Here is a 25621-nt window from a genome sequence, read left to right as displayed (position 1 = left end):
CAGCTGGATAGAGTACCTGACTACGAATCAGGTGGTCGGAGGTTCGAATCCTCCCGGGCGCGCCAGATTGCGACCCGCCCTCGGCCGAGGGCGGGTTTTCTATTTCTGCTGGCCGAATCGGCACTCGCTCGCGTGTCGGTTCTGCGATCGTTTGAGGCGCCGTCGCGATGCGACGAGCGCCTCTTTTTTGTTTCCGTTTCAGAGTCGCTCCACCCGCGGCCCTCTTGCTCAAGCCGGCGACAGCGCTCGGGCGGCACCTTGGCGTGGCCACGCCGCCGGCGAGGCGTCGTCGGTGAGCCCGACCAGCAGGCTGTCGAGGGTAGTGCAGCGCTTGAGCGTGGCGAAGCGGCGCGCCGCCTCGGTGTCTCGCTGGCGCATGTGGTTGAGCCACTGCTTGACTAGCGCGCTGACGGTGCGCGCCGGAAGTGTGCTACGCTGCTCTGCAGCAAAATCGGCCAGGATGGCGGCCCGCGACGCCCAGGGCGTGGCGGGGAGCCGCGCCCCGGTGCGCTGCCAGTGGCGGATGCGAGCCGCCAGCCAGGGGTCGGCCAGGGCGCCGCGGCCGAGCATGACGTCGCGGCAGCCCGAGAGCGTGCGCGCTTTCCAGTAGTCTTCCAGCGTCCAGATATCGCCGTTGGCCACCACCGGGATGTGCAAGTGCTGGCGGATGCGCCCGATCCACTCCCAGTGGGCCGGCGGTCGGTAGCCCTCGTCGCGGGTGCGGGCGTGCACCACCAGCTGGGTGGCGCCGCCGCGCTCGGCAGCGCGGGCGCAGGCCAGCGCCAGGCGGCGGTCGGCGAAGCCCAGTCGCACCTTGGCAGTCACCGGGATGGTGTCTCCCACGGCCGCGGCGACCGCTGCCACGGCGGCCTCCACGCGGTGGGGATCGCGCAGCAGCGAGGCGCCACCGTCATGGCGATTGACGGTCTTGGCGGGGCAGCCAAAATTGAGATCGAGACTGGTGGCGCCTAGGCTCAGCGCCTGCTTGGCATTGGCCGCCAGTGCGGCCGGGTCGGCGCCCAGCAGCTGCAGGTGCACGGGCACGCCAGCGGGCGTGGTGACCCTGGGACGGTCGAGCTCGGGACAGTGGCGGTGAAAGACGCGCGCCGGCAGGCAAGCGTCGACGACGCGCACGAACTCGGTGACGGTCCAGTCGAACCCCGGCTCGCGGGTGAGCAGGTCACGGGTCACCGCGTCGATGACCCCCTCCATGGGGGCTAGGCCCACGCGACCGGCCTCTTGTAGTAAATTAACAACGGCGTCTTCCACCATGGCGCGCTTGCAATCTCTCGTCAGTGTGGCAGTTTATATGGCCGGATTTTTGGAACTGTCCGCCTGATGGCTTCTGATAGCCGCCATTTCGGGCAGATTGCTGGAGAAACCTTATGCAGGATACTCAGCTGCTGCAGGACGGTCTGGCCCTGATGGGGGTCGGCATGGGCTTCGTTTTTGTTTTTCTTACCATCCTGGTGCTGCTCACGACCCTGATGTCGCTGATCGTTCGCCGTGTGGGTCCCAAGCCTGCCGCCGTGCCGTCCGCCGACCGCCCCGCCGCCACGCCCGCCCGCAGCGACGATACCGAGCTGATGGCCGTGATCAGCACCGCCGTGCACCGCTATCGCCGCCATCGTCGCTGAGACACCCCGACTTCACAACATGCCACTGCAAAGGGTCATCATCATGAGTGAGACCAAACGCCCGCTCGGTATCACCGACGTGGTGCTGCGCGACGCCCACCAGTCGCTGTTCGCCACCCGCCTGCGCCTCGACGACATGCTGCCCATCGCCGAGAAGCTCGACCGTGTCGGCTTCTGGTCGCTGGAATCCTGGGGTGGGGCCACCTTCGACGCCTGTATCCGCTATCTCGGCGAGGATCCGTGGGAGCGGATACGGGCGTTGAAGGCGGCCATGCCCAACACCCCGCAGCAGATGCTGCTGCGGGGCCAGAATCTGCTCGGCTACCGCCACTACGCCGACGACGTGGTCGACCGGTTCGTCGAGCGCGCCAAGACCAACGGAGTCGACGTCTTTCGCGTGTTCGACGCCATGAACGACCCGCGCAACCTGGAGCGCGCCATCCGCGCGGTGCGTGAGGTCGAGAGCCACGCCCAGGGCACGCTCTCCTACACGGTGAGCCCGGTGCACACCCTGGACGGCTGGGTCGACCTGGGCAAGACGATCGCCGACATGGGCGCCGACTCGCTCGCCATCAAGGACATGGCCGGCCTGCTCACCCCCTATGACGCCTTCGAGCTGATCGGCCGCCTCAAGAAGGCGCTGGACATCCCCATCCACATGCAGTGCCACGCCACCACGGGGCTCTCCACCGCGACTTACCTCAAGGCCGTGGAGGCCGGCATCGACAACGTCGACACCGCCATCTCGTCGATGTCCATGACCTACGGCCACAGCCCCACCGAGTCGCTGGTGGCCATCCTCAAGGGCACCGAGCGCGACACCGGGCTCGACCTCGAGCTGCTCGAGGAGATCGCCGCCTACTTCCGCGAGGTGCGCAAGAAGTACGCCGCCTTCGAGGGCTCGCTCAAGGGCATTGACTCGCGCATCCTGGTCGCCCAGGTGCCGGGTGGCATGCTCACCAACATGGAGGGCCAGCTCAAGGAGCAGGGCGCCGGCGACAAGCTCGACGACGTTCTCACCGAGATCCCCAAGGTGCGCGAGGACCTGGGTTACATCCCGCTGGTCACCCCCACCTCGCAGATCGTCGGCACCCAGGCGGTGATGAACGTGATGATGGGCGAACGCTACGGCTCCATCTCCAAGGAAGTCCAGGCGCTGCTCAAGGGCGAGTACGGGGCGGCGCCGGCGCCCTTCAACAAGGAGCTCCAGCAGCGGGTGCTGGCGGGCGGCGAGCCGGTCACCGGCCGCCCGGCCGACCGCCTCGCGCCCGAGATGGACAAGCTGGCCGCGGAGCTCACGGAGAAGGCCAAGGCCGAGGGCATCCGCCTCGCCGAGGGCGAGCGCGAGATCGACGACGTCCTGACCTATGCGCTCTTCCCGCAGATCGGGCTCAAGTTCCTCAAGAACCGCGACAACCCCGATGCCTTCGAGCCCGCCCCCCAGGCGCCGGGCGAGGACGCGGCCGGTGCCAATCTGCCGGCGAAGGCCGACGACAAGGCCCCGGCAGCACCGGCCAGTGCGCCCGCCGGCCCCGAGACCTACACCGTCACCGTCAACGGCAAGCAGTACGTGGTGGAGGTCGCCGAGGGCGGCGAAATCGGCCAGGTCCAGCAGCAGGGCGATGCGGCGCCGGCGCCCAGCGGCGAAGCGTCGCCCGGCGAAACCATCACCGCGCCGCTCGCCGGCAACATCTTCAAGGTCAACGTACGCCCGGGCGACACGGTCCAGGCCGGCGACGTGGTGATCATCCTCGAGGCCATGAAGATGGAAACCGAGGTGCGCGCGGCCAGCGCCGGCACCGTCTCCGCCGTCAACGTCAGCGAAGGCGACAGCGTGTCCGTCGGCGACGTGCTGATCGCGCTCTAAGGGCCCGTCATGGAAAAGCTCTTGACCCTCTGGTACGGCTCGGGCCTCTACAACCTGACCCTGGGCCAGGCGGTGATGATCGCGGTGGGCTTGCTGCTGCTCTACCTCGCCATCGCCAAGAAGTTCGAACCGCTGCTGCTGGTGCCCATCGGCTTCGGCGGCATTCTCGCCAACATTCCCCAGGCAGGGCTTGCCCTCTCGGCGCTGGAGCAGGCCATCGAGGTGGCCAACCCGGCCGTGCTCTCCCAGATCGCGCCGACGCTGGGCGTGACACTGGATCCGCTGGCCAGCACCGACGCCTGGCGTGAAGCGCTCAAGGTGGTGGCCGGCGACGGGGCCTCACCGGACGAGCTGCGCGCCGCGCACGACGTCGCGGCCTCGGTCGGCTACGGCAACGGGCTGCTCTACAACTTCTACGCCGTGGCCATCGGCTCGGGCATCGCCCCGCTGCTGATCTTCATGGGCGTGGGGGCGATGACCGACTTCGGCCCGCTGCTTGCCAATCCGCGCACGCTCTTCCTGGGCGCGGCGGCGCAGTTCGGCATCTTCGCCACCCTGCTCGGGGCAGTGGGCCTGTCGGCCATGGGCTGGATGGACTTCACGCTCAACCAGGCGGCGGCCATCGGCATCATCGGCGGCGCCGACGGCCCCACCTCGATCTACGTGTCGAGCGTGCTGGCCCCGGAGCTGCTGGGGGCCATCGCCGTGGCGGCCTACGCCTACATGGCGCTGGTGCCGCTGATCCAGCCGCCGATCATGCGGGCGTTGACCTCCAAGCGCGAGCGCGAGATCGTCATGACCCAGCTGCGCCCGGTCTCCAAGCTGGAGAAGATCGTCTTCCCGATCCTCATCCTGATGCTGGTGGCCTTCTTCCTGCCCGATGCGGCGCCGCTGCTGGGGATGTTCTGCTTCGGCAATCTGATGCGCGAGTGCGGGGTGGTGGAGCGCCTCTCCGACACCGCCCAGAACGCTCTGATCAACATCGTCACCATCGTGCTCGGCCTGGCGGTGGGCTCCAAGCTGATGGCCGAGAACTTCCTGACCCTGGAAACGCTGGGCATCCTGGCACTGGGTATCGTCGCCTTCGGCATCGGCACCGCCGCCGGGGTGCTGATGGCCAAGCTGATGAATGCGGTGAGCAAGATGCCCATCAACCCGCTGATCGGGTCGGCCGGCGTCTCCGCGGTGCCCATGGCGGCGCGGGTCTCCAACAAGGTGGGGCTGGAGGCCAACCCCCACAACTTCCTGCTGATGCACGCCATGGGGCCCAACGTGGCCGGGGTGGTGGGCTCGGCGGTGGCCGCCGGGGTGATGATCAAGTACCTGGGCTGAACCGCCGCCGCAGCCACGCAGGACGGCGCCCCCACGGGGCGCCGTCCCGTGTTGGGCGATGGGTCGGCTACCAGGCCAGCACGGCGGCGTCGGTGCGCGGTTCGGTGCCGCCACACAGCACGCCGCTGGACGGGTCGCGCAAGATCACCTGGCCGCGGCCGAAGCTCAGCGAGTCGGCTCGCTTGACGACACGGTGGCCGCGGCGGGCGAGGGCCTGGGCCAGGTGGTCGGGAAAGTGCGGCTCCACCTCGAGGGTGCGCCCGGCGGTCCACTTCCAGCGCGGCCGGTCCAGCGCTGCCTGGGGGTTCAAGCGGTCGTCGAGCAGGCTGGTGACCACCTGGACATGTCCCTGGGGCTGCATGAAGCCACCCATCACCCCGAAGGAGCCTAGGGCCTCGCCGCCCCGGGTGAGAAAGCCCGGGATGATCGTATGGTAGGGGCGCTTGCCGGGCGACAGGGCATTGGCGTGCCTGGCGTCGAGCGAGAACGAGCGACCGCGGTTGTGCAGGGCGATGCCGGTGCCGGGGATCACGACGCCGGACCCGAAGCCCTCGAAGTTGCTCTGGATCAGCGACACCATGTTGCCCTCGCCATCGGCGGTGGCGAGGTAGACGGTGCCGCCGGTGACGGGATTGCCGGGCGCCGGGTCGAGGGCCCGCTCCCCGATCAACGCGGCGCGGGCCGCGAGGTAGTCGTCGGCCAACAGCTGTTCGACGCTCGGCCCCATCTCCTTCGGGTCGGTCAAGTAGTGCAGGCCGTCCACGTAGGCGAGCTTGGTGGCCTCGATGCGCCGGTGCAGCGTCGCCACCGGGTCGCGGCCCTCTTCGCCCAGCCGCTCGAGCAGGCCCAGAGCTTGCAGGGCGATCAGGCCGCTGCCGTTGGGCGGCAGTTCCCAGATATCGTGATCGCGGAAGCGCGTGCTGATGGGGGTGACCCACTCGGGCCGGAAGGCGGCCAGGTCCTCGCCGCGCAGCAGGCCGTCGTGGTCGCGGAAGAAGGCGTCGATGCGCTCGGCGAGCCGGCCGGCATAGAAGTCACGCGCGCCGCTCTCGGCAATGGCGGTGAGGCTGGCGGCATGGTCCGGCGCTACCCAGCGTTCGCCCGGCCGCGGCGCGCGCCCCTGGGGGGCGAAAGTCTGCAGCCAGGGGGCGAAGGCGGCGTCGTCGTAGGCGCCGAAGCGCTCCCAGGCCGCCTTCCACAGCTGGCTGACCACCGGCGACACCGGAAAGCCCTCCTCCGCCAGGGCGATGGCCGGTGCCAGCAGCTCGGCGAAGGGCAGGCGCCCGAAGCGCTCGCTGAGTGCCGCCCAGGCTGCCGGGGCGCCCGGCACGGTGACAGGCAGCAGGCCATGCGCCGGCATGCGCTCATGGCCCCGGGCACGCACGGCGTCGAGGGTGGCCGCCTGGGGTGCGGGCCCGCTGGCGTTGAGGCCGTGCAGCGCGCCGTCCAGCCAGACGATGGCGAAAAGGTCGCCGCCCAGGCCGTTGGCGGTCGGTTCCACCACCGTCAGCGCGGCCGCCGTGGCGATGGCGGCGTCCACGGCGTTGCCGCCGCGCTGCAGGACCTGCAGGCCGGCCTGGGCGCCGAGCGGCTGCGAGGTGGCGACCATGCCGCGCTGGCCGTAGGTCACCATGCGCCGCGACGGGAAGGGATAGTAGTGGGGGTCGAAAGCGTCGTGGGGGGCGAACATGGAGCCGCTCCGGTTCAGGGGATGTCCAGCCGCTGCACCCGCCCGCGCAGACGGGCCTCCAGGGTGGCCAGGTCGAGCTCGGCCCCGCGCGGCCAGCCGACGGTGAGGACCACGCCGTCGGCGCGGTAGTCGGCGGCCGTCACCGGGACGTCGTGCTGCGCGAGCCAGGCACGCGCTTCTGCCTCGCCGGCGAAGTCGACGCGCAGCGTCACGACCATGCGCTCGGTGACCTCGCGGCGGGGCAGGGTCGCCAGTGCCTGGGCGACGGCCTGGGCGTAGGCGCGGGCCAGACCGCCGGTGCCGAGCTTGGTGCCGCCGAAGTAGCGGGTCACCACGCAGCCTACCTGGCCGAGCCCGGCGCCCTCCAGTACCTGGAACATGGGACGCCCGGCGGTGCCGCCCGGCTCGCCGTCGTCGGCGAAGCCGATGGCCATCTGCTCGCCGGGCGGGCCGGCGATGTAGGCGCTGCAGTGGTGGCTGGCGTTGGGGTGGGCACGGCGTGCCTCAGCGAGCAGCGCCTCGAAGGCGGCCGCGTCCGGGGCATGGCACACCCAGGCAAGAAAGCGGCTCTTCTCGACCTCCAGCTCGTGCTCGTGCCATGCGCCGGGCGACAGGTCGGGCACCGGGTAGCGCATCAGTGGGTCGTCTCCGGGCGACGCACCACGCCCATCACCATGCCCAGCACCTGGATGTCGCTGTTCTTCAGGTAGATGGGCGGCATGGCGTCGTTGGCAGGCTGCAGGCGGACGCCCGAGCGCTCGATGTAGAGCGTCTTGAGGGTGACCTCCTGCTGGTTGATCAGCACCACCGCGGTCTCGCCGTTCTCGGCGCTTTCGCGACGCTCGATGATGATGACGTCGCCGTCGAAGATGTTGCAGTCGACCATGGAGTCGCCGCGCACGCGCAGGGCGTAGGTATTGTGGCGCACCATGCTGGCCGGTGCCGCGATGGTGTCGTGGGTGGCGCAGGCCTCGACCGGCAGGCCGGCAGCGACATCGCCGAGCAGCGGGATCTCGACCAGATCGGCCGGGGTGACCTCGAGTTCGGACCAGGCGTGGGCCAGCGGCAGGTTGGGACGGCGCTGCAGGTAGCGGGCAGTGACCTCGGGCATGTGACGCTCCCCCTTTCAGGCCTGTGGAAATGTACAGGGTATAGGCACTATATCAGCCGCGCCTCGGCTGGCAAGTTCCCCGCCATTCAACGCGCCTTGACCTGTGGCAAGAGAGGGTCGGCGAGGCGGCTGGGCGACTAGTCGTGCCGGGCCTTTCCGTGTAGAGTTGCCGGCGAATTTTGCCATTCCTGGAGAGTGCCTTGAGCCTGCGTCTGCAAGCGCGCAACCTGGCCTGTGAACGCGATGATCGCTGGCTGTTTCATGGCCTCGATCTGGACATCCGGGCCGGCGAGATCGTCCGCGTGGAGGGGCCCAACGGCAGCGGCAAGACGACGCTGCTCAAGATTCTCTCCGGGCAGCTTGCCGACTACGAGGGCGAGCTCTTCTGGGGCGATCAGCCCATGCGCCGGGCCCGCGAGGCCTTTCTCTCCAGCCTGCTCTACCTGGGGCACGCGCCCGGCGTCAAGGCGGCGTTGACCCCGCTGGAGAACCTCGCCTGGTACCAGGCGCTGGCCGGTCAGTCCCGCGACGAATCGTCGCGCCTGGCGGCCCTGGAGGCGGTCGGCCTGGCCGGCTTCGAGGATATCCCGGCCGGGCAGCTCTCCGCCGGCCAGCAGCGTCGGGTGGCGCTCGCCCGCCTGTCGCTGATCCCGCGACCGCTGTGGGTGCTCGACGAACCCTTCACCGCCATCGACCGCGACGGGGTGAGTGCCCTGGAGCAGCGCCTGGTGGCCCATGCCCGTCGGGGCGGCTGCGTGCTGGTGACCACTCACCATGAGCTGACCCCCTGCGATGAGCTGCGCCGCATTCGCCTGGGCGCGGGAGGCTGCGATGCAGGTCACTGAGCGTCTGGCGACAGAAGCGGCCATGAAGACCATGGGTACGGAACCTCAGGGCGGCCTCGGAGTCGCATTCTGGGCCACGCTGAAGCGCGATCTGGTCCTGCTGTTGCGGCGTCGCAGCGAGGTGATGAACCCGTTGGTCTTCTTCGCCATCGTCATCACCCTGTTTCCCATCGGCATCTCGCCGGACCCCGAGCTTCTGGCGGCCATCGCCCCGGGGCTTCTGTGGGTGGCGGCGCTGCTCGCCGCGCTGCTGTCGCTGGACAGCCTGTTCAGGGCCGACTATGACGACGGCTCCCTCGAGCAGCTGCTGCTCACGCCGCAGCCGCTGGCCCTGCTGGCCCTGGCCAAGGTAGCCGTCCACTGGCTGCTCACCGGGTTGCCGCTGGCACTCATGGCGCCGCTGCTGGGCATCATGCTGGCGCTGCCGGCGGGCAGCTATGCCGTGCTGGCGCTGTCGCTGGCACTGGGCTCGGCGAGCCTGAGCCTGATCGGCGCCATCGGCGCGGCCCTGACGGTGGGGCTGTCGCGCGGCGGGGTGCTGCTCTCGCTGCTGGTGCTGCCGCTCTACATTCCGGTGCTGATCTTCGGCGCCGGCGCCGTGCAGGCCGCCATCCTGGGTGACGGGATCACGGCGCATCTGGCAATCCTGGGTGCCCTGCTGGCAGTGGCACTGATCTTCGCGCCCTGGGCGATCGCCGCATCGCTGCGCATCAGTATCAACGGTTGAGGGGTGAACGAGGCATGTGGGCCTTCATTCATAAGCTGGGGTCTCCCAAGTGGTTCTACGGCATCAGCGCGCGGCTGCAACCCTGGTTCTGGGTGCTGGCGCTGGTATTGATCGCCGTCGGCACCGTCTGGGGGCTGGCCTTCGCGCCGGCCGACTATCAGCAGGGCAACAGTTTCCGCATCATCTACGTCCACGTGCCGGCGGCCTTCCTGGCCCAGTCGATCTTCGTCACCATGGCGGTGGCGGGGATGATCTTCATGGTGTGGAAGATCAAGATCGCCGACATGGCGGCGGCCATGATGGCCCCGCTGGGCGCCGCCATGACCTTCATCGCGCTCTTCTCCGGGGCGGTGTGGGGCGTGCCCACCTGGGGAACCTGGTGGATGTGGGATGCCCGCCTGACCTCGATGCTGATCCTGCTGTTCCTGTACCTCGGCGTCATCGCCCTGCGCGGCGCCTTCGCCAGCCGCGACAGCGCCTCCCGCGCCGCCTCGGTGCTGGCCATGGTGGGCGTGATCAACATCCCCATCATCAAGTACTCGGTGGACTGGTGGTACACCCTGCACCAGCCCGCCTCCTTCACCCTCACCGAGCGGCCGGCCATGCCCACGGAGATGTGGGTGCCGCTGCTGATCATGGTGGTGGGGTTCTACTGCTTCTTCATCGCCGTGACCCTGCTGCGCACGCGCAGCGAGATCCTGCGGCGCGAAGCCAACAAGCGCTGGGTCCGCGAACTCGCGGGGGAGACGAGCTGATGGCATTCGATACCTTCCAGGAGTTTCTCGCCATGGGCGGCCATGCGCCCTACGTGTGGGCCGCCTGGGCGGTCACCCTGGCGCTGCTGGTGGGCAGTGGGCTGCATGCCCGCGTCGAGCATCGCCGCACGCTACGCCACCTCGCACGCCGGGTGCGCCGCGAGCGTCGCCTGACCGGCAGCGCGGCAACGATTCAACATGACGGGGATGGGCACACCAATGACTCCCAAACGCAAGCGTAAACTGACCATCATCCTGGGGCTGATCTCCCTGGCCGCGGTCGCCGTGGGGCTGACACTCTACGCGCTGCGCGCCAACATCAACCTCTTCTTCAGTCCCATCGAGATCGCCGCCGGCGACGCCCCCTTCGAGCGCCAGATTCGCGCTGGCGGCATGGTCAAGGAGGGCACGGTGCACCGCAACCCCGACAGCCTGGACGTCGAATTCGTGGTCACCGACTACGTCGAGGACCTGGAAGTCCACTACAGCGGCATCCTGCCCGACCTGTTCCGCGAGGGGCAGGGCGTGGTGGTGGTCGGCGAGCTCCAGCCTAGCGGCGAACTGCGCGCCGATCAGGTGCTGGCGCGCCACGACGAGAACTACATGCCCCCCGAGGTGGCCGAGGCCCTGGAGGAAGCCGGCTATTCCCCGGCGGACTTCAAGGCGCACGGGTCGGGGAGTGATTCCGCCAAGGATGACAAGAGCTAATCCGCCGGAGCGTCCATGCTGATCCAGATGATTCCCGAAATCGGCCACTTTGCCCTGGTCATTGCCATGCTGATGGCGGCCGTGCAGGCAGTGATGCCGCTGGCCGGCGCCAGCCTGCGCCGGCCGCTGTGGATGGCCTACGCCCGGCCCATGGCGGCCGGGCAGTTACTGTTCGTGGTGATCGCCTACCTCTGCCTCACCGCCAGCTACCTGCTGGACGACTTCACCGTCGCCAACGTGGCCAACAACTCCAACTCCATGCTGCCCTGGTACTACAAGCTCAGCGCGGTGTGGGGCAACCACGAGGGCTCGGTACTGCTGTGGAGCCTGATGCTGGCCGGCTGGAGCTACATGGCGGCGCGCTTCTCCCGCGATCTGCCGCGCGACATGGTGGCGCGCGTCGTCGGCGTGCTGGGGCTGGTGGGCCTGGGCTTTCTGGCCTTCGTGCTGGTCACGTCCAACCCCTTCGACCGGCTGCTGCCCAATGCGCCGAGCGATGGCGCCGATCTCAATCCGCTGCTGCAGGATATCGGCCTGATCCTTCACCCACCGATGCTCTACATGGGCTACGTGGGCTTCTCGGTGGTGTTCGCCTTCGCCATCGCGGCGCTGCTGGGCGGACGTCTGGATGCCGCCTGGACGCGCTGGGCCCGCCCCTGGACCAACCTGGCCTGGGCCTTCCTGACCGTGGGCATCGCGCTGGGCAGCTGGTGGGCCTACTACGAGCTGGGCTGGGGCGGCTGGTGGTTCTGGGACCCGGTGGAGAACGCCTCGCTGCTGCCCTGGCTGACCGGCACGGCACTGATGCACTCCCTGGCGGTCACCGAGAAGCGCGGCGCCTTCAAGAGCTGGACGGTGCTACTGGCGATCTTTACCTTCTCGCTGTCGCTGCTGGGGACCTTCCTGGTGCGCTCCGGCGTGCTCACCTCGGTGCACGCCTTCGCCAACGACCCCGCACGCGGCTTCTTCATCCTGGTGCTGCTGGGTATCACCGTGGGCCTGTCGCTGCTGATCTTCGCCCTGCGGGCGCCGCGCGTCAGCCACAAGACCGGCTTCAACTGGCTCTCCCGTGACGCCCTGCTGCTGATCAATAACATCCTGCTGGTGATCATGACGATCACCGTGCTCATGGGCACCGTCTACCCGCTGCTGCTCGATGCCCTCGACCTGGGCAAGATCAGCGTGGGCCCGCCCTACTTCAACGCCCTGTTCGTGCCGCTGACCGTGATCATGAGCATTTTCATGGGGCTGGGGCCGATGTCGCGCTGGAAGCGCGCCTCGGGGCGCGAGCTGGTCAAGCGGCTGTGGCTGTCCGGCGCCGCGGCGATGGTGATTGCCGCTTTCATGCCCTTCATCATCGGCGGCGAGTGGAATGCCTGGGTGGCGCTGGGCCTGGTCACGGCGCTGTGGATCGTACTGCCGCTGGTGCGCGATCTGCTCGACAAGATGCGCCGCGCCTCCTCGCCCGTGGCAGGCCTCAAGCGAATCTCGCTGGCGCACTGGGGGATGGTGCTGGGCCATGTGGGCCTGGCAGTGACCATCGTCGGCGTCGCCGTGGTCTCCAATTTCGCCATCGAGCGCAACGTGCGCATGGCGCCCGGCGACAGCGTGAGCGTGGCGGGCTACACCTTCACCATGAAGGATCTGACCAGCCGACGCGGGCCGAACTACATCGGCGACGGTGCCGAGTTCGAGGTCCGTCGCGGCGACAGCCGGCGCAGCTTCACCATGAATCCCGAAAAGCGCACCTACATCGCCCGTGGCATGCCGATGAGCCAGGTCGCCCTGCGTCCGGGGCTCTTCCGTGACCTCTACTTGGCCATGGGCGAGGACCTGGGCGATGGCAGCTGGGCCATGCGCGTGCAGTACAAGCCCTTCGTTCGCTGGCTGTGGCTGGGGGCGCTGTTGATGGCCGCCGGCGGTGTGCTGGCGGTGGCGGATCGCCGCTACCGTCGCCTGGCCACTGCCCGCGACCCTGAAGCGGCGGCCGAGACGAGCTCGACACGGGAGGCGACGGCATGACACGACGTTTGCTGCTGATGCTGCCGTTGGTCGGCTTCCTGGTGCTGATGCTCTTCCTCTACTTGGGGCTCGGGCTCAACCCGTTTCACCGAGAGTCGAAGCTGGTGCAGGATGCGCGACAGTTTCCAGCCTTCGAGCTGTCAACCCTCGAGGATCCCGAGCGGCGCGTCGACGAGTCGGTGATGCGCGGTGAGGTGACGCTGGTCAACGTCTGGGGCGAGTGGTGCCCGGAGTGCAAGCGCGAGATGCCGCAGCTGCTCGACCTGGCGGACCGCGGCGTTCGCCTGGTGGGTGTCAACTGGAAGGACACCCGCGAGAAGGGCCGCGGCTTTCTTGCCGAGTTCGGCGACCCCTTCGCGGTCAACGTCTTCGACCCCGAGGGTGACCTGGCCTTCGAGCTGGGCGTCTACGGGGCGCCGGAGTCCTTTTTGGTCGATGCCGACGGGGTGATCCGCTACCACCACACGGGCTACATCTCGCCGAGCGACCTGCGTGACACCATTCTGCCGGAGGTGGAGAAATGGCAGTGATCCGTTTTCTGGGGGTTGCCCTGATACTGCTGCTTGCAGCGGGTCTCGTCCACGGGGCGGCGATCGAGGTACGCGAGTTCGACAGTCCAGTCCTCGAGGAGCGCTACAAGAGCCTCACCGCCTCGCTGCGCTGCCCGACCTGCCAGAACCAGGCCATCGACGACTCGGACGCACCAGTCTCGGGCGACATGCGCGACCGCGTCTACGCGATGCTCCAGGATGGCCGCTCCGACATGGAGATTCGCAGCCACCTGGTCGAGCGCTTCGGGGATTACGTGCTCTATAACCCGCGCCTCGAGGGGCGAACCTATCTGCTGTGGGGCCTGCCCGCCGGGCTGGTGGTGCTGGGCGGCGTGCTGGTGGCGCTGCTCGTGCGCGTGAGGCGCAACGCCTCGGCTCGCGCGCTTTCCGACGAGGAGCGCGCCCGTCTCGATGCCCTGATCAATCGCGGGAGAAAGTCATGATCCTGATGTGGCTCGCCTTTGCCATCCTGCTGCTGCCCGCCCTCTGGCTGCTGGTGGCGCCGTTGCGCCGCGCCGCGGGGGTGCACGACGCCCAGCGCGATTTCGAGGCCAATGACCGCACCGCCGAGCAGAACGTGGCCATCTATCGGCGCCGGCTGGAGTCGCTGGAGGCGGCACGGGAGCGCGGCGAGCTCGATCAGGCGCGCTTCGACGAGGATCGCCTGGAACTCGAGCGCAGCCTGCTCGATGACACCGCCGACCTCAAGCGTCGCCCCCTGCAGGCGCCCAGCGCCGGCCGTTTCGCCGTGCCGGTGGTGGCGCTGGCCCTGGTGGCCGTCAGCGTGGCCTGGTATCAGCAGAACGGCGCCGAGGGCGACCTGGCGCTCCATGTCGCCTACCAGGAGAGTGAGTCGCTGCCGGTGCTGGTGGAGCGCCTGGAAGCGCAGGCGGCGCGTCAGCCCGACAACCCCAACGTCTGGTCGTCGCTGTTCCCGCTCTACCGGGACACCGGGCAGAGCGAGGCGGCGCTGGAGGCCATCAACGAGTTGATCCGTCTGGAAGGGCGCCAGCCATCGCTGCTGGCCCAGAAGGCCCAGCTCAAGTTCTTCATGGCCGACCGCACCTTGACCGACGAGGTCCAGGCCCTGGTCGACGAGATCCTCGAGCGCGACTCCAGCGAGCCCACGACGCTCGGCATGCTGGGCGTGGTCGCCTTCGACCGCGGCAACTATCAGGAGGCCATCGACCAGTGGCGGCGTGCCATCGCCGGCATGAATGACCCCAACAGCGCCGAGGCGCTGCGCGAGGGGATCCGCATGGCGCAGCAGCGCCTCGGCGTGGCGCCCGAGGCGCAGGAGCCGGTGGCCGCCGGCCCGGGCATTCAGGTGCGGGTCAGCCTGGCGGATGACCTGCAGGGCAGCCTGGCCGACGACACGCTCGTCTACGTGGTGGCTCGCGACATGGCCGGCGAGCTGCCGCCGCTGGCCGTGACGCGGGTGCACCTGGGCGAGCTGCCCACCACCCTGGTGCTCGACGACCGGCACGCGATGTCCGAGCAGGCCAGCATCTCGCAGGTCGACGAGGTGCGGGTCATCGTGCGCGTCACCACCACCGGCGATGCCGAGCCGGTACCGGGCGACCTGTTCGGCCGGCACGAAGGCATTGCCGTGGGCGACACGGACGGCGATGCCACGGAGGTCGTGGTCGACCGCGTCGTCGAGTAGCCATGCGCCTGACATCGATCCGCCTCGTCGGCTTCAAGTCCTTCGTCGACCCGGTCACAGTGCCCTTCGACGGCAACATGACGGCCGTGGTGGGGCCCAACGGCTGCGGCAAGTCCAACATCATCGACGCCGTGCGCTGGGTCATGGGCGAGTCCTCGGCCAAGACCCTGCGCGGCGAGTCGATGAGCGACGTCATCTTCAACGGCTCTACCGCGCGCAAGCCGGTGGGGCAGGCCGCCATCGAGCTGCGCTTCGACAACAGCGACGGCAGCATGGGCGGGGTCTACGCCCAGTACGCCGAGATCGCCGTCAAGCGCCAGGTCACCCGCGACGGCCAGTCCAGCTACTTCTTCAACGGCCAGAAGTGCCGCCGCCGCGACATCGCCGACCTCTTCCTGGGCACCGGCCTGGGCCCACGCTCCTACTCGATCATTGGCCAGGGCATGATCTCGCGGCTCATCGAGGCGCGCCCCGAGGAGCTGCGCGCCACCCTCGAGGAGGCCGCCGGCATCTCTAAGTACAAGGAGCGTCGCCGCGAGACAGAGAACCGCATGCGCCGCACCCGCGAGAACCTCGAGCGCCTGGAGGACATTCGCGAGGAGCTCGACAAGCAGCTCGAGCGCCTGCGCCGCCAGGCGGAGGCAGCGCGCCGCTACCAGGACCTCAAGAACGAGGAGCACCGTCTCAAGGGCGAACTGGCGTTGCTGCGCGCCCGCGCCCTGCGCGCCAGCCAGGCCGAGGAGGAGCGCCGCGTCGGCGAGCGGGAGACAGCGGTGGAGCGCGAGGTGCTGGCCCTGCGCCAGTGCGAGACGCGTCTTGAGCAGGCCCGTGCCGAACACGATGAACTCGCCGAAACTCTGGAAGCGCGCCAGGCGCGCTTCTTCGAGACCACCACCGCCATCGCTCGCCTCGAGCAGAGCCTGGAGCATGCCCGCTCGCGCGAGACCCAGCTTGCCCGCGACCTGGAAGCGGCCCGTCGCGAGCTCATCGAACTGGACCGGCTGGGCGAGAGCGATGTGGCGCGCCTGGCCGGCCTCGACGAGCGCCTCGAGACCCTTGGCCCCGAGCAGGAGGAGGTTGCCAAGCAACTCGCCGAGCTCGACGCCATGCTGGAAGAGGCCGAGCCCGGCGCCGAGGACGCGGAGGCGGCCTGGGAGGCCTTCAGCGAGCAGTGGCGCGAGGCGAGTCGCGAGGCGGAGCGCACCCAGGACCGCCTGCGCGAGCAGGAGTCGCAGCTCGAGCGGCTCGAGGCCGAGGTGCAGCGGCGCCGCCAGCAGCAGCAGGAGTTTCCCGACCTCGCCGAACTCACCGCCCGGCGCGAGACACTCGGCGAACGGCTGGCCGACGTCCGTCTCGAGCAGGAACGCCTCGAACAGCAGCGCGAGACCCTGCTGGCACAGCGCGACGCCGCTCGTGACACGGCCGCGGCCCTGGAAGCGCAGCGCGAGACGCGCCGCGAGCGGCGCAGCACCCTGCAGGGGGAGCTCGCCTCGCTGGAGGCGCTGATCCAGGCGGCGCTCACCGATCCCGACGAGGCCCTCGCCGACCACCTGGCCACCCACGGCCTGGCGGCGGCTCCACGCCTCGGCGAGTCCCTCGAGGTCGAGCCCGGCTGGGAGGCGGCGGTCTCCTGGGTTCTGGCGCCCTGGCTCAAGGCGCGCCTGGCCGACCCCGCCACCTTCCAGGCCGCCAGCGTGGCGCCGCCCGCCGCGCTGGGCGCCCTGGCGCTGGAAGCCGCAGCGGTCGAAGCGGCGCCCGACAGCCTGGCGGCCCGAGTGCGCGGTGCCGGGGCCGCGGTGGCCTGGCTGGCCGCCATCCGCTGCGTGGCGGACGCGGATGCCGCCTGGGCTGCCCGGGGCGCCCTCGCTGCCGGCGAGAGCCTGATCACCCCCGACGGCCTGTGGCTGGGCCGCGACTGGGTGTGCCACCGCGGCCAGGGCGAAGGCCCGGATACCCTGCTGGTCAGTCGCCGGCGCCGCGACGGGGTGGCCGCCGAGCTCGATGCGGTGGCCACCGAGCTCGCCGACCTCGACGCCCGCCTGGGCGAAGAGCGCGAGCGGGCCGAGGCTGCCGAGGGCGAACGGGAGGGCGTGCGCGAAGCGGAGCGGCGGCAGGCCGCCGAGCAGCAGCAGCTGGCGGTTCAGGACAGCGGCCTGGCCAGCCGCCTCGAGCACCTGGAAGGGCGCGCTGCGGAACTTGACGAGGAGCTGGCCGGGCTGCGCGACAGCACCGAGGAGACGCGGCTGGCCATCGAGGCGACGCGCGAGCGTTGGCAGCAGGCCATGGCGCGCCTGGAGAGCGAGGCCGAGCGCCGCGAGCAGCTTGAGCGGGCCCGCGATCGCGCGCGCGAGCAGCTGGCCGCCCTGCGGGCCCGGCAGCGGCCGCTCAGCGAACGGGCTCAGCAGCTGGCGCTGGAGCACCAGCGGTTGACCACCGAGCGGGCCGGGCTGGCCGAGCAGCAGGGCCGTGCCGGCGAGACGCGCGCGCGACTCGAGACACGCTGCCAGGAGCTTCAGGAGAGCCTGGAAGCGCTACGCGAGCCCGATGAACTCCAGCGTGAACAGCTCGAGGAGCTGCTGGCCCGGCGCGAAGTGGACGAACGCCGCCTCAACGAGGCGCGGGCGCGTGCCGCCGAGTTGGCCGAGCGCCTGCGCGAGGACGAGCAGGCGCGCCAGGGGCACGAGCGCCGCCTCCAGGAGATCCGTGAGGGACTGCAGGAATCCCGCATGCAGGTCCAGGCGCTGGCGCTCAAGGCCGATGCTCAGGACGAGCAACTCGCCGAGCTGGGCCATGACGCCGCTGCCCTCGCCGCGGCGCTCGATCCCCACGCTACCGAGTCCGCCTGGCAGACCCGCCTCGAGGAGGTCGGCGAACGCATCCGCCGGCTCGGCGCCATCAACCTCGCAGCCATCGAGGAGTACGACCAGCAGGCCGAGCGCCGCGACTACCTGGAAGCGCAGCAGGTCGAGCTCGGCGAGGCGCTGGAGACCCTCGAGAAGGCGATCCGTCGCATCGACCAGGAGACGCGCACCCGCTTTCGCGACACCTTCGAGCGGGTCAATGCCGGCCTGCAGTCGCTTTTCCCGCGAGTCTTCGGCGGCGGAACCGCATGGTTGACGCTGACCGGCGAGGATTTGCTGGATACCGGGGTCGCCATCATGGCACGGCCCCCCGGCAAGAAGAACAGCACCATTCATCTCCTCTCCGGCGGGGAAAAGGCCCTCACTGCCCTGTCGCTGGTGTTCGCCATTTTCCAGCTTAATCCCGCCCCCTTCTGCATGCTCGACGAGGTCGATGCGCCGCTCGATGATGCCAACGTCGGGCGCTATGCCAAGCTGGTGAAGGAGATGTCCGAGAACGTGCAGTTCATCTATATTACCCACAACAAGATCGCCATGGAGGCGGCGGAAAGGTTGATGGGCGTAACCATGCAGGAGCCGGGGGTTTCCCGACTGGTGGCGGTGGGCGTCGAGGAGGCCGCCGCCCTTGCCGATGCCTGAGAGGACTTGCAAGCCCCCGGCAAACGCGATATCAGAATGAACGTTATGGTCGTATCGGACTCAGGATGTCCGATAGAGCAGGGAAAGGCGCAGGGTCGATCGGACTCTCAGGCGAGAATGCCGGGGCTTGACAAACAAAAAAAGTGGCCCTTTTTTCGGCAATCGCGCTATGCTGGTGTCGAACATCCATCCGGCATGGCGCCCTAGCGACAGGCAAGACGACCCATGGAACTAAGAGAATGGCTGATCATTCTGGGGCTGGCGCTGGTGACACTCATCGTGATTGATGGGGTACGTCGCCTGAAACGCCAGCGCCGAGTGCCCCGCCTGGATCAGGCGGGGGAGGAGACGGGCCTCGGTGGCGGTGCGGCGCCAGATACCGAGGAGGCGAACAACTGGGAGCTTCCCAACGGTGGGGCGCGGGTAGTCAGCCCGGCCAGTCAAACCCAGGTCAAGCCCAAGCCCAAGCTGCAGCGCCAGGAGCACCCCGGGCCCTCGCGCGTGCTGTCCGGGTGGCGTGCGGCCCATGCCGACGGGGCCGCGACCAGCGAGCGAGCCGATTCCCGATCCGACGCCAGCCAGTCTGCCGACGTCGCTCCCGCCAGCGAGCCTGCCGCCAGCACGCCCGAGATCAGCGTGCCCGAGACCAGCACGTCCAAGACGTCCAAGAAGAGTAGCGAGCCGGCCTCTGAGCGCGCCGCCCCGGCGGCCTCGCGCCCCGGCGACTCGGCGACCTCCTCTACTATGGCTACGCCCCCACCCGCTCGCGCGACAGCGTCCACTCCCACTGGCGAGGCGTCGAGCTCCCCGGAAGCCGACCCGGCGCCCGAGGCGCAGCCGCACCCTGTCCGGCCGGCCGAGGCCGTGTCCGGCGGGAGCGTCGAGTCGCCCGAGTCGTCGTCACCTGCCGAGCGCGAGACCGCCAGGATGGATGCACCGTCCGAGCGCCGTGAGCCCACGCTTTCTGCCCTCGACGAGGCGTTCGATGACCAGGCTGCGGCGTCGCAGCCGCTGAGTGCCGATCCCCAGGATCACGACGAGTTTCGGGACGACGAGGACGAACGTTACCGCCTCGTCGACCTGGATGGCGTTGGCGACTCGCTCAAGAGCGGTTCGCGGCGCATGGGCGAATCCGTTCAACGTTTCGGCGTCTCCGTTCAGGAGCGCCTGGCCAAGCGGCGCGAGCGCAAGCGTGAGGCGCGCGAGGAGAAGGCGCGTCGGGCGGAGCGCGAGCAGGCCGAGAAGGCAGCCGCACAGGCCGAACAGGAGGCGCAGCGTCGGCGTGACGCCGCCGCCCGGCAACAGCAGGCCGACGAGGCCGCGCTTGCCGCGGCCGAGGCGCATGACGAGGTCGAGGATCCGCTCTTCACCCCGGCGTACCGTTCCCAGCCCGCCGAAGACGCACCCGCCGCCAGCCGCGACGAGATGCCCGAGGATGACGTGGTGCGCGCCCACCCCACCCTGGAGAAGGCCCTGCGTCACGACGTCGGCGCCGAGCGCGCACGTACCACCCTGAGCCACGCCGAAGAGGTGATCGTCATCAGCGTCATGGCGCGCGACGAGGGTGGTTTCTCCGGTGCCGCGCTGCTCGATCTGATGCTCGCCTGTGGCCTGCGCTACAGCAGCGAGATGGGCATCTTCCACCGCTTCGAGACCGAGGATTCCGACAGCGAGCTGCAGTTCTCCATGGTCAATGTCATCAAGCCGGGGACCTTCCCCATCGAGGCCATGGACGACTTCACCACGCCGGGCGTCACTCTGCTGATGCCGCTGCCGGGCGCGACGGACACCGCTGCCGCCTTCGAGGCGATGGTGGAAACGGCCATGGTGATCGTTCGCCACCTGGGCGGCGAGCTGAAGGACGAAAACCACAGCGTCATGACCGCCCAGACCGTGGGCTTCGCGCGTCAGCGGGTCCAGGAGTTCGAGCGGCGTTATCGGCTCAGTCGCTGCCAGGCCAATTAGGACAACGCCGAGTTATTGCTGCGCACCATCCTCTGGCCGCCGGCGATAAGCCGGCATCACACAACCCTCGATGGGATGCCGTCGGGGGTTGTTGCTTTGGTAAGCTAGACATCCCTTGCGCCCGTCCTGGACCGAGAACCGAACCGCAATGACCCAGCCCGACCCGAATATCCGCGACGAGGCAGCGCGGCTGCGTGCCGAACTCGACGACGCCAATTACCGCTACTACGTGCTTGACGACCCGCGCCTTACCGACGCCGACTACGACCGTAAACTGCGCCACCTGCAGGAGCTCGAAACCGAGCACCCCGAGCTGGTGACGCCGGACTCGCCGACTCAGCGGGTGGGGGCCGCCCCCGCGGAGGGCTTTCCCGAGGTCGAGCACGCCGTGCCCATGCTGTCGCTGGACAACGCGTTCGACGAGGCGGAGATCGAGGCCTTCGTCAAACGCATCGGCGAGCGCCTCGAGACCGACGGCGAGCGCCTCGCCTTCTGCTGCGAGCCCAAGCTCGACGGCGCCGCGGTCTCCCTGGTCTATGAGCAGGGGGAACTGGTCAGCGGCGCGACCCGCGGTGACGGGCGCACCGGCGAGGGCATCACCGCCAACCTGCGCACCCTGCGCTCCATTCCCCTCAAGCTGCGCGGCGACGCTGCGCCCGACCTGCTCGAGGTGCGCGGCGAGGTGATCATGAGCCACGCCGGCTTCGAGGCGCTCAACGCCCGCGCTCGGGAAGAGGGCGGCAAGGTGTTCGCCAACCCCCGCAACGCCGCCGCCGGCAGCCTGCGCCAGCTTGATTCGCGCATCACCGCCACCCGTCCGCTGGAGTTCAACGCCTATCAGGTGGCGCGTCTCGAGCCAGCCTCGCGCGATGCCGCCCACAGCGCCCTGATGGCGCATCTGGGCGACTACGGCTTTCGCACCAGCAGCGCTCTCGAGGTGGTGACGGGCAGTGCCGGCTTGATCGACTACTGCCGCCGGTTGGGTGAGCGGCGCGACGGCCTCGGCTACGACATCGACGGCGTGGTGATCAAGGTCGACGACCTGCGCCTGCAGCGCGAGCTGGGCTTCGTCGCCCGCGCGCCGCGCTGGGCCATCGCTTACAAGTTCCCCGCTCAGGAGGAGACCACGCGTCTCAACGACGTGGAGTTCCAGGTCGGTCGCACCGGCGCCATCACCCCGGTGGCGCGCCTCGAGCCGGTTGCGGTGGCCGGGGTCACGGTGGCCAATGCCACCCTGCACAACGCCGACGAGATCGCCCGGCTAGGGGTGAAGATCGGTGACACCGTGGTCATCCGCCGCGCCGGCGAGGTCATTCCCCAGGTGGTGCGGGTACTGGAGGAGCAGCGTCCCGCCGATGCCCGCGACATCGTTTTCCCGGAGCGCTGCCCGGTGTGCGACTCGCAGATCGAGCGCCTGGAGGGCGAAGCCGTGGCGCGCTGCTCCGGCGGGCTCTACTGCGCCGCGCAGCGCAAGGAGGCGCTCAAGCACTTCGCCTCGCGCCGGGCGCTGGACATCGACGGCCTGGGCGAGAAGCTGATCGATCAGCTCGTCGAGCGCGACTGGGTACGTACGCCTGCGGACCTGTTCCGGCTCGAGGCCGAGCGTCTCGCCGAACTTCCGCGCATGGCGAAGAAGTCCTCCGAGAACCTGGTGGCGGCGCTGGAGACGGCTAAGCAGACGACACTGCCGCGCTTTATCTTCGCCCTGGGCATCCGCGAGGTGGGGGAGGCCACCGCCACCAACCTGGCGCGCCACTTCGGCACCCTGGAGGCACTGATGGCCGCCAAGGTCGAAGACCTCGAAGCGGTGGCGGACGTGGGGCCGGTGGTGGCCGCCCATGTGCATACCTTCTTCCGCCAGCCCCACAACCGCGAAACCATCGCTGACCTGCGCGCCCAGGGCGTGACTTGGGAGGAAACGGCGGTCGTCGAGCGCCCCCAGCCGCTGGTCGGCCAGACCTGGGTGCTCACCGGCACGCTGGAGAGCATGACCCGCGACGAGGGCAAGGCGCGTCTGCAGACGCTGGGGGCCAAGGTGTCCGGCAGCGTGTCGAAGAAGACCGCGGCAGTGGTCGCCGGCGAGGCTGCCGGCAGCAAGCTCGCCAAGGCCCAGGAGCTCGGCGTCGAGGTGATCGACGAGGCGACGTTCCTGTCGCGCCTGGAAACCTGGGAAAACGGCGAGGAGGTGCAATGAGCGACGGCCGCTTCATCGAAGTGCCCTACCGCATGCTGCCGGGCGAGACCCTGGACGCCCTGCTCGAGGCCTTCGTCACCCGCCAGGGCTACGACACCACCGACACCGGCGCGGGCATGCGTGGCTGGGTCGCCGAACTCAAGCGCCAGCTCGAGCGCGGCGAGTTGCTCATCGCCCACGACCTGCAGACCGAGACCACCGAGGTGATGACGCTCGCCCAGTGGCGGGCCTTCGGGCGCGACCTGGCCGATGACGAGGAGGAAGGGTAGGCGGCCGCGTCACCGAGTGCTGACTTGATCCATGTCAGCTTCTTGGCGGATTCAGCCGTCAAGTGACCTTTGGTCAATTCAGCTGGTGTGGGAGCTCCAGTAGGGTAGCGAATCAGCGGTTAATGATAGACCCGATTCCTGCAGCGGATGCTCCATGTCAACCTTCGTGCGCAAGCTCCTGGCCAGCCTCCGGACCCTCAGGGGGTTCGTGCTGGCCGCCATCCTGTCGGTGGCCGTGACCGTGTTCCTTGGCGTGACCCTCGCGGCTTCGCTGCTGTATGAGGACATCATTGCCCGCCAGGCCGAGCGCACCTCCGAGACCCTGGCGCGGCAGAGCTTCAACGCCATGCTGCAGGTGATGCGCCAGGGCTGGAGCCGCCAGGAGATGGAGCGGTTTGTCTCCGAGACGCGCGAGCTGCACGCCGAATCGTCCTTCGAGTTCGATATCTACCGCGGCGAGCGCGTCGCCGAACGCTACGGCGAGGTCGAGCAGCGTACCCCCGACATCGCCATTCGCGCCGCCCTCGACTCCGGCCGGGAGCGGGTCTATCGCGACAGGGGCGAGGTGCGCCGGGTGATGCCGCTGGTGACCACGCCGGAGTGCCTGAGCTGCCACAACAACGCGGCCACCGGCGACGTGCTCGGCGTCATCGATATCCGCCACGACATGTCGCCGATCAGCGGCGAGATGCGCCGCAACTACATTGCCCTGTTTGTCGTTGCGTCCTTGCTGGTGCTGCTTGCCGCGCTGGCCTTCTCGGGCCTGTTCGCACGGCGCATCCGCGGCTCCATGGAGGCCTTCGGCGAGCGCCTGGCCGCGGTGAATTCCGTTGCCGACTTCCGCCAGCTCGAGCTCAGGCCCCCCGATACCCACTTCCGCGAGCTCAACGAGGCCTACGACCAGGTCAACGCCCTGGCAGGGCGTCTCAAGAACGTGGCGGTGGACAAGGACGTGCTGGAGTTCGAGATCCGCCTGCTCAGCAAGTTCATCATCACCTCCGACGTGGTGCGCGACTGGCGCGAGTTCATCAAGGAGCTGCTGGGCGACATCAATACCATCATCACCGCCCATACCCTGGTGACGATCTTCCAGGTGGAGGAGGAGGGGTACGAGCTGGAGGTGTTCTGGCACCGTGAGGTGGCCCTGGAGATGCGCCATGCCTTCGAGCGCATGCTGATCGAGCTGCTCGAAGGCAAGGCGGAAGGGCACACCGATGTGCAGGTGCTCAAGGTGCTGCACCACGCCGTGCATCCGGCCGATGCCGACATCGAGGCGGCGATGGAGATCACTCCCGAGGACATTCGCCTGCAGACCAAGTCGCTGCTGCTCGAGGCGCCCAAGATCGGCGGCATCGTGGGCATCGGGGTGCAGTCCGAGCTTTCTCAGGACCCGCTGCGCCACATCGTCATCGACGGCATCCTCTCCACGCTGCTCAACCTGGTCGGCTCGGTGAAGGCGATCTACAAGTACACCCAGGATCTGGAGTTCTACGCCACCCGCGACCCCCTCACCGCCCTGCACAACCAGCGCGTCTTCAAGGACCTGCTGGGCTACGAGATCGGCCGTGCCCATCGTCACCGCTACTCGTTCAGCCTGCTGATGATGGACATGGACAACTTCAAGGCCGTCAACGACCGCCACGGGCACGCCTTCGGCGACCAGTTCCTGCAGGCTTTCGCCGAGACCCTCACCGAGTCGGTGCGCCCCGGGGATTTCCTGGCCCGCTACGGCGGCGACGAGTTCGCCATCATCCTGCCCGAGACCGGCGAGGAGCAAGCCTACTCGGTGGCCCTGCGCATCGCCCACAACCTCACCGAGCAGGTGTTGGTGGCGCCGGACGGCTCCACCGTGCGTGCTACCACCTCCATCGGCATCGCCGCCTACCCGCGCCACGCCAGCGACGCCCACGACCTCTTCCTGATGGCCGACAACATGATGTACAAGGCCAAGCGCAAGGGGAAGAACTGCATCGCCCTGCCCGATGACGACGAGGTGGCGGCGATCTTCCGCGAGGTGGGCGAGAAGAACCAGATGGTGCTCAGCGCCCTGGAGGAGGAGCGGATCGTGCCCTTCTTCCAGCCCATCGCCGACACCCGCACCGGCGAGGTGGCCATTCACGAGCTGCTGATGCGCATCGAGGTGGACGGGCGCATCGTCCCGGCGGGGGAGTTCATCGACATCGCCGAGAGCATCGGCGTGATCCACAAGATGGACTACCAGCTCATCGAGAAGGCCTTCGCCCAGGTACAGGCGCAGGGTTACAACGGCCTGCTGTTCATCAACCTCTCGCCCAAGTCGCTGATCATCGGCGAGTTCATCGGGCGTATCCACCAACTGGCGATCGACTACGACATCCGCCCCGAGCGCATCGTCTTCGAGCTCACCGAGCGCGAGACGGTGAGCAACCTCAAGCTGCTGGAGAAGTTCGTGCTCGACCTCAAGCTCGAGGGCTTCAACTTCGCCATCGACGACTTCGGTTCCGGCTTCTCCTCCTTCCGCTACCTCAAGCAGTTCCCCATCGACGTGATCAAGATCGAGGGCGAGTTCATCCGCAACATGACGACCGACGACAAGTACATGGCCTTCGTCAAGAGCATCGTCACCCTGGCGCGCAGCCTGGGCGTGAGCACCATCGCCGAGTTCATCGAGGACGAGATGGTGTTCGCGGCGGTGCGCGAGCTGGGCATCGACTACGGCCAGGGCTACTACCTGGGTCGCCCGGCCCCGCACTTCCAGCTCGACCGGCACGCCGCCGACCGCCCCCTGCCGTCCCTGTGAGGG

General features: G+C 68.8%; 21 protein-coding genes. 17 read left to right on the top strand and 4 right to left on the bottom strand.

The features are described from left to right. Nucleotides 1–228: 228 nt before the first annotated feature. Nucleotides 229–1212, bottom strand: coding sequence for a tRNA-dihydrouridine synthase (locus tag FEF15_RS04960; RefSeq protein WP_163558177.1), 984 nt, complete (start codon nt 1210–1212; stop codon nt 229–231). Between the two features lie 173 nt (nt 1213–1385). On the opposite strand from FEF15_RS04960, the gene FEF15_RS04955 reads away from it, so the two are divergent. Genes FEF15_RS04955 through FEF15_RS04945 form a run of 3 tightly spaced genes read left to right on the top strand, consistent with a single transcriptional unit; the run spans nt 1386 to nt 4836 of the window. Further along, the gene (locus tag FEF15_RS04955) at nt 1386–1637 is read left to right on the top strand and encodes an OadG family protein (protein ID WP_163558047.1); all 252 of its coding nucleotides are present in this window, start codon (nt 1386–1388) and stop codon (nt 1635–1637) included. A gap of 43 nt (nt 1638–1680) precedes the next feature. Next, nucleotides 1681–3504 carry a sodium-extruding oxaloacetate decarboxylase subunit alpha gene (gene oadA / locus FEF15_RS04950; protein ID WP_163558046.1) on the top strand — a complete coding sequence of 608 codons (1824 nt, stop codon included), beginning with the start codon at nt 1681–1683 and terminating at the stop codon, nt 3502–3504. 9 nt (nt 3505–3513) lie between these two features. Continuing rightward, entirely contained in the window at nt 3514–4836 is a 1323-nt protein-coding gene (locus FEF15_RS04945; RefSeq protein WP_163558045.1) for a sodium ion-translocating decarboxylase subunit beta, read from the top strand. A 67-nt stretch (nt 4837–4903) separates the two neighbouring features. Here the strand turns inward: FEF15_RS04945 and FEF15_RS04940 are convergent, their stop codons facing one another. Genes FEF15_RS04940 through FEF15_RS04930 form a run of 3 tightly spaced genes read right to left on the bottom strand, consistent with a single transcriptional unit; the run spans nt 4904 to nt 7637 of the window. Then, complete coding sequence (locus FEF15_RS04940; protein WP_240454073.1) at nt 4904–6526, bottom strand: gamma-glutamyltransferase family protein; 1623 nt, start codon at nt 6524–6526, stop codon at nt 4904–4906. A 14-nt stretch (nt 6527–6540) separates the two neighbouring features. Then, on the bottom strand, nt 6541–7161 hold the full coding sequence (locus tag FEF15_RS04935; RefSeq protein ID WP_163558044.1) for a YigZ family protein: 621 nt from the start codon (nt 7159–7161) through the stop codon (nt 6541–6543). Further along, on the bottom strand, nt 7161–7637 hold the full coding sequence (locus FEF15_RS04930; protein WP_163558043.1) for a S24 family peptidase: 477 nt from the start codon (nt 7635–7637) through the stop codon (nt 7161–7163). The genes FEF15_RS04935 and FEF15_RS04930 overlap by 1 nt, the downstream gene beginning before the upstream one ends. A 200-nt stretch (nt 7638–7837) precedes the next feature. Between FEF15_RS04930 and ccmA the strand changes: the two genes are divergently transcribed. The 14 genes from ccmA (at nt 7838) to FEF15_RS04860 (ending at nt 25618) form a co-directional block, all read left to right on the top strand. Then, nucleotides 7838–8482 (top strand): cytochrome c biogenesis heme-transporting ATPase CcmA, encoded by a 645-nt coding sequence (gene ccmA, locus FEF15_RS04925; RefSeq protein ID WP_163558042.1) that lies wholly within the window; start codon nt 7838–7840, stop codon nt 8480–8482. A 22-nt stretch (nt 8483–8504) separates the two neighbouring features. Continuing rightward, nucleotides 8505–9209: a heme exporter protein CcmB gene (ccmB, locus tag FEF15_RS04920; protein ID WP_163558175.1), complete on the top strand. Its 705-nt coding sequence runs from the start codon at nt 8505–8507 to the stop codon at nt 9207–9209. A gap of 14 nt (nt 9210–9223) precedes the next feature. After that, on the top strand, nt 9224–9964 hold the full coding sequence (locus tag FEF15_RS04915) for a heme ABC transporter permease (RefSeq protein ID WP_163558041.1): 741 nt from the start codon (nt 9224–9226) through the stop codon (nt 9962–9964). Then, the gene (gene ccmD, locus FEF15_RS04910; protein WP_163558040.1) at nt 9964–10206 is read left to right on the top strand and encodes a heme exporter protein CcmD; all 243 of its coding nucleotides are present in this window, start codon (nt 9964–9966) and stop codon (nt 10204–10206) included. Before FEF15_RS04915 ends, ccmD begins: the two co-directional genes overlap by 1 nt. After that, a complete protein-coding gene (gene ccmE / locus FEF15_RS04905; protein ID WP_163558039.1) occupies nt 10184–10672 on the top strand; it encodes a cytochrome c maturation protein CcmE in 489 nt (162 codons plus the stop codon). Before ccmD ends, ccmE begins: the two co-directional genes overlap by 23 nt. Nucleotides 10673–10687: 15 nt before the next feature. Beyond that, nucleotides 10688–12694, top strand: a complete 2007-nt coding sequence (locus FEF15_RS04900) for a heme lyase CcmF/NrfE family subunit (protein WP_276208191.1) — start codon at nt 10688–10690, stop codon at nt 12692–12694. Then, complete coding sequence (locus tag FEF15_RS04895; RefSeq protein WP_163558038.1) at nt 12691–13224, top strand: DsbE family thiol:disulfide interchange protein; 534 nt, start codon at nt 12691–12693, stop codon at nt 13222–13224. The genes FEF15_RS04900 and FEF15_RS04895 overlap by 4 nt, the downstream gene beginning before the upstream one ends. Continuing rightward, entirely contained in the window at nt 13215–13688 is a 474-nt protein-coding gene (locus tag FEF15_RS04890) for a cytochrome c-type biogenesis protein (protein WP_163558037.1), read from the top strand. Before FEF15_RS04895 ends, FEF15_RS04890 begins: the two co-directional genes overlap by 10 nt. Then, nucleotides 13685–14911, top strand: a complete 1227-nt coding sequence (gene ccmI / locus FEF15_RS04885) for a c-type cytochrome biogenesis protein CcmI (RefSeq protein WP_163558036.1) — start codon at nt 13685–13687, stop codon at nt 14909–14911. The genes FEF15_RS04890 and ccmI overlap by 4 nt, the downstream gene beginning before the upstream one ends. Nucleotides 14912–14913: 2 nt before the next feature. Continuing rightward, on the top strand, nt 14914–18411 hold the full coding sequence (smc, locus tag FEF15_RS04880; protein WP_163558035.1) for a chromosome segregation protein SMC: 3498 nt from the start codon (nt 14914–14916) through the stop codon (nt 18409–18411). A 225-nt stretch (nt 18412–18636) separates the two neighbouring features. After that, entirely contained in the window at nt 18637–20376 is a 1740-nt protein-coding gene (zipA, locus tag FEF15_RS04875) for a cell division protein ZipA (RefSeq protein ID WP_163558034.1), read from the top strand. 148 nt (nt 20377–20524) lie between these two features. Then, nucleotides 20525–22570, top strand: coding sequence for an NAD-dependent DNA ligase LigA (gene ligA / locus FEF15_RS04870; protein WP_163558033.1), 2046 nt, complete (start codon nt 20525–20527; stop codon nt 22568–22570). Beyond that, nucleotides 22567–22839: a YheU family protein gene (locus tag FEF15_RS04865; protein WP_163558032.1), complete on the top strand. Its 273-nt coding sequence runs from the start codon at nt 22567–22569 to the stop codon at nt 22837–22839. Before ligA ends, FEF15_RS04865 begins: the two co-directional genes overlap by 4 nt. Nucleotides 22840–22993: 154 nt before the next feature. Continuing rightward, nucleotides 22994–25618, top strand: a complete 2625-nt coding sequence (locus FEF15_RS04860; RefSeq protein ID WP_163558031.1) for a bifunctional diguanylate cyclase/phosphodiesterase — start codon at nt 22994–22996, stop codon at nt 25616–25618. The last annotated feature ends 3 nt before the right edge of the window (nt 25619–25621 follow it).

This window comes from Halomonas sp. NO4 (assembly GCF_010994375.1).
GTDB lineage: Bacteria > Pseudomonadota > Gammaproteobacteria > Pseudomonadales > Halomonadaceae > Halomonas.
Note: the sequence above shows the minus strand (reverse complement) of the source record. Positions and strands in the feature narration are given on the sequence as shown.

Excerpts from the sequence above, each read along its gene's own strand:
- FEF15_RS04915 (WP_163558041.1), top strand. The coding sequence starts at position 9,224 with ATGTGGGCCTTCATTCATAAGCTGGGGTCTCCCAAGTGGTTCTACGGC.
- FEF15_RS04865 (WP_163558032.1), top strand. The coding sequence starts at position 22,567 with ATGAGCGACGGCCGCTTCATCGAAGTGCCCTACCGCATGCTGCCGGGC.
- oadA (WP_163558046.1), top strand. The coding sequence starts at position 1,681 with ATGAGTGAGACCAAACGCCCGCTCGGTATCACCGACGTGGTGCTGCGC.
- FEF15_RS04890 (WP_163558037.1), top strand. The coding sequence starts at position 13,215 with ATGGCAGTGATCCGTTTTCTGGGGGTTGCCCTGATACTGCTGCTTGCA.
- FEF15_RS04930 (WP_163558043.1), bottom strand. The coding sequence starts at position 7,637 with ATGCCCGAGGTCACTGCCCGCTACCTGCAGCGCCGTCCCAACCTGCCG.
- zipA (WP_163558034.1), top strand. The coding sequence starts at position 18,637 with ATGGAACTAAGAGAATGGCTGATCATTCTGGGGCTGGCGCTGGTGACA.
- FEF15_RS04900 (WP_276208191.1), top strand. The coding sequence starts at position 10,688 with ATGCTGATCCAGATGATTCCCGAAATCGGCCACTTTGCCCTGGTCATT.
- smc (WP_163558035.1), top strand. The coding sequence starts at position 14,914 with ATGCGCCTGACATCGATCCGCCTCGTCGGCTTCAAGTCCTTCGTCGAC.
- FEF15_RS04955 (WP_163558047.1), top strand. The coding sequence starts at position 1,386 with ATGCAGGATACTCAGCTGCTGCAGGACGGTCTGGCCCTGATGGGGGTC.
- ccmB (WP_163558175.1), top strand. The coding sequence starts at position 8,505 with ATGAAGACCATGGGTACGGAACCTCAGGGCGGCCTCGGAGTCGCATTC.
- FEF15_RS04935 (WP_163558044.1), bottom strand. The coding sequence starts at position 7,161 with ATGCGCTACCCGGTGCCCGACCTGTCGCCCGGCGCATGGCACGAGCAC.
- FEF15_RS04960 (WP_163558177.1), bottom strand. The coding sequence starts at position 1,212 with ATGGAGGGGGTCATCGACGCGGTGACCCGTGACCTGCTCACCCGCGAG.
- ccmE (WP_163558039.1), top strand. The coding sequence starts at position 10,184 with ATGACTCCCAAACGCAAGCGTAAACTGACCATCATCCTGGGGCTGATC.
- ligA (WP_163558033.1), top strand. The coding sequence starts at position 20,525 with ATGACCCAGCCCGACCCGAATATCCGCGACGAGGCAGCGCGGCTGCGT.
- ccmI (WP_163558036.1), top strand. The coding sequence starts at position 13,685 with ATGATCCTGATGTGGCTCGCCTTTGCCATCCTGCTGCTGCCCGCCCTC.
- FEF15_RS04895 (WP_163558038.1), top strand. The coding sequence starts at position 12,691 with ATGACACGACGTTTGCTGCTGATGCTGCCGTTGGTCGGCTTCCTGGTG.
- FEF15_RS04860 (WP_163558031.1), top strand. The coding sequence starts at position 22,994 with ATGTCAACCTTCGTGCGCAAGCTCCTGGCCAGCCTCCGGACCCTCAGG.
- FEF15_RS04940 (WP_240454073.1), bottom strand. The coding sequence starts at position 6,526 with ATGTTCGCCCCCCACGACGCTTTCGACCCCCACTACTATCCCTTCCCG.
- FEF15_RS04945 (WP_163558045.1), top strand. The coding sequence starts at position 3,514 with ATGGAAAAGCTCTTGACCCTCTGGTACGGCTCGGGCCTCTACAACCTG.
- ccmD (WP_163558040.1), top strand. The coding sequence starts at position 9,964 with ATGGCATTCGATACCTTCCAGGAGTTTCTCGCCATGGGCGGCCATGCG.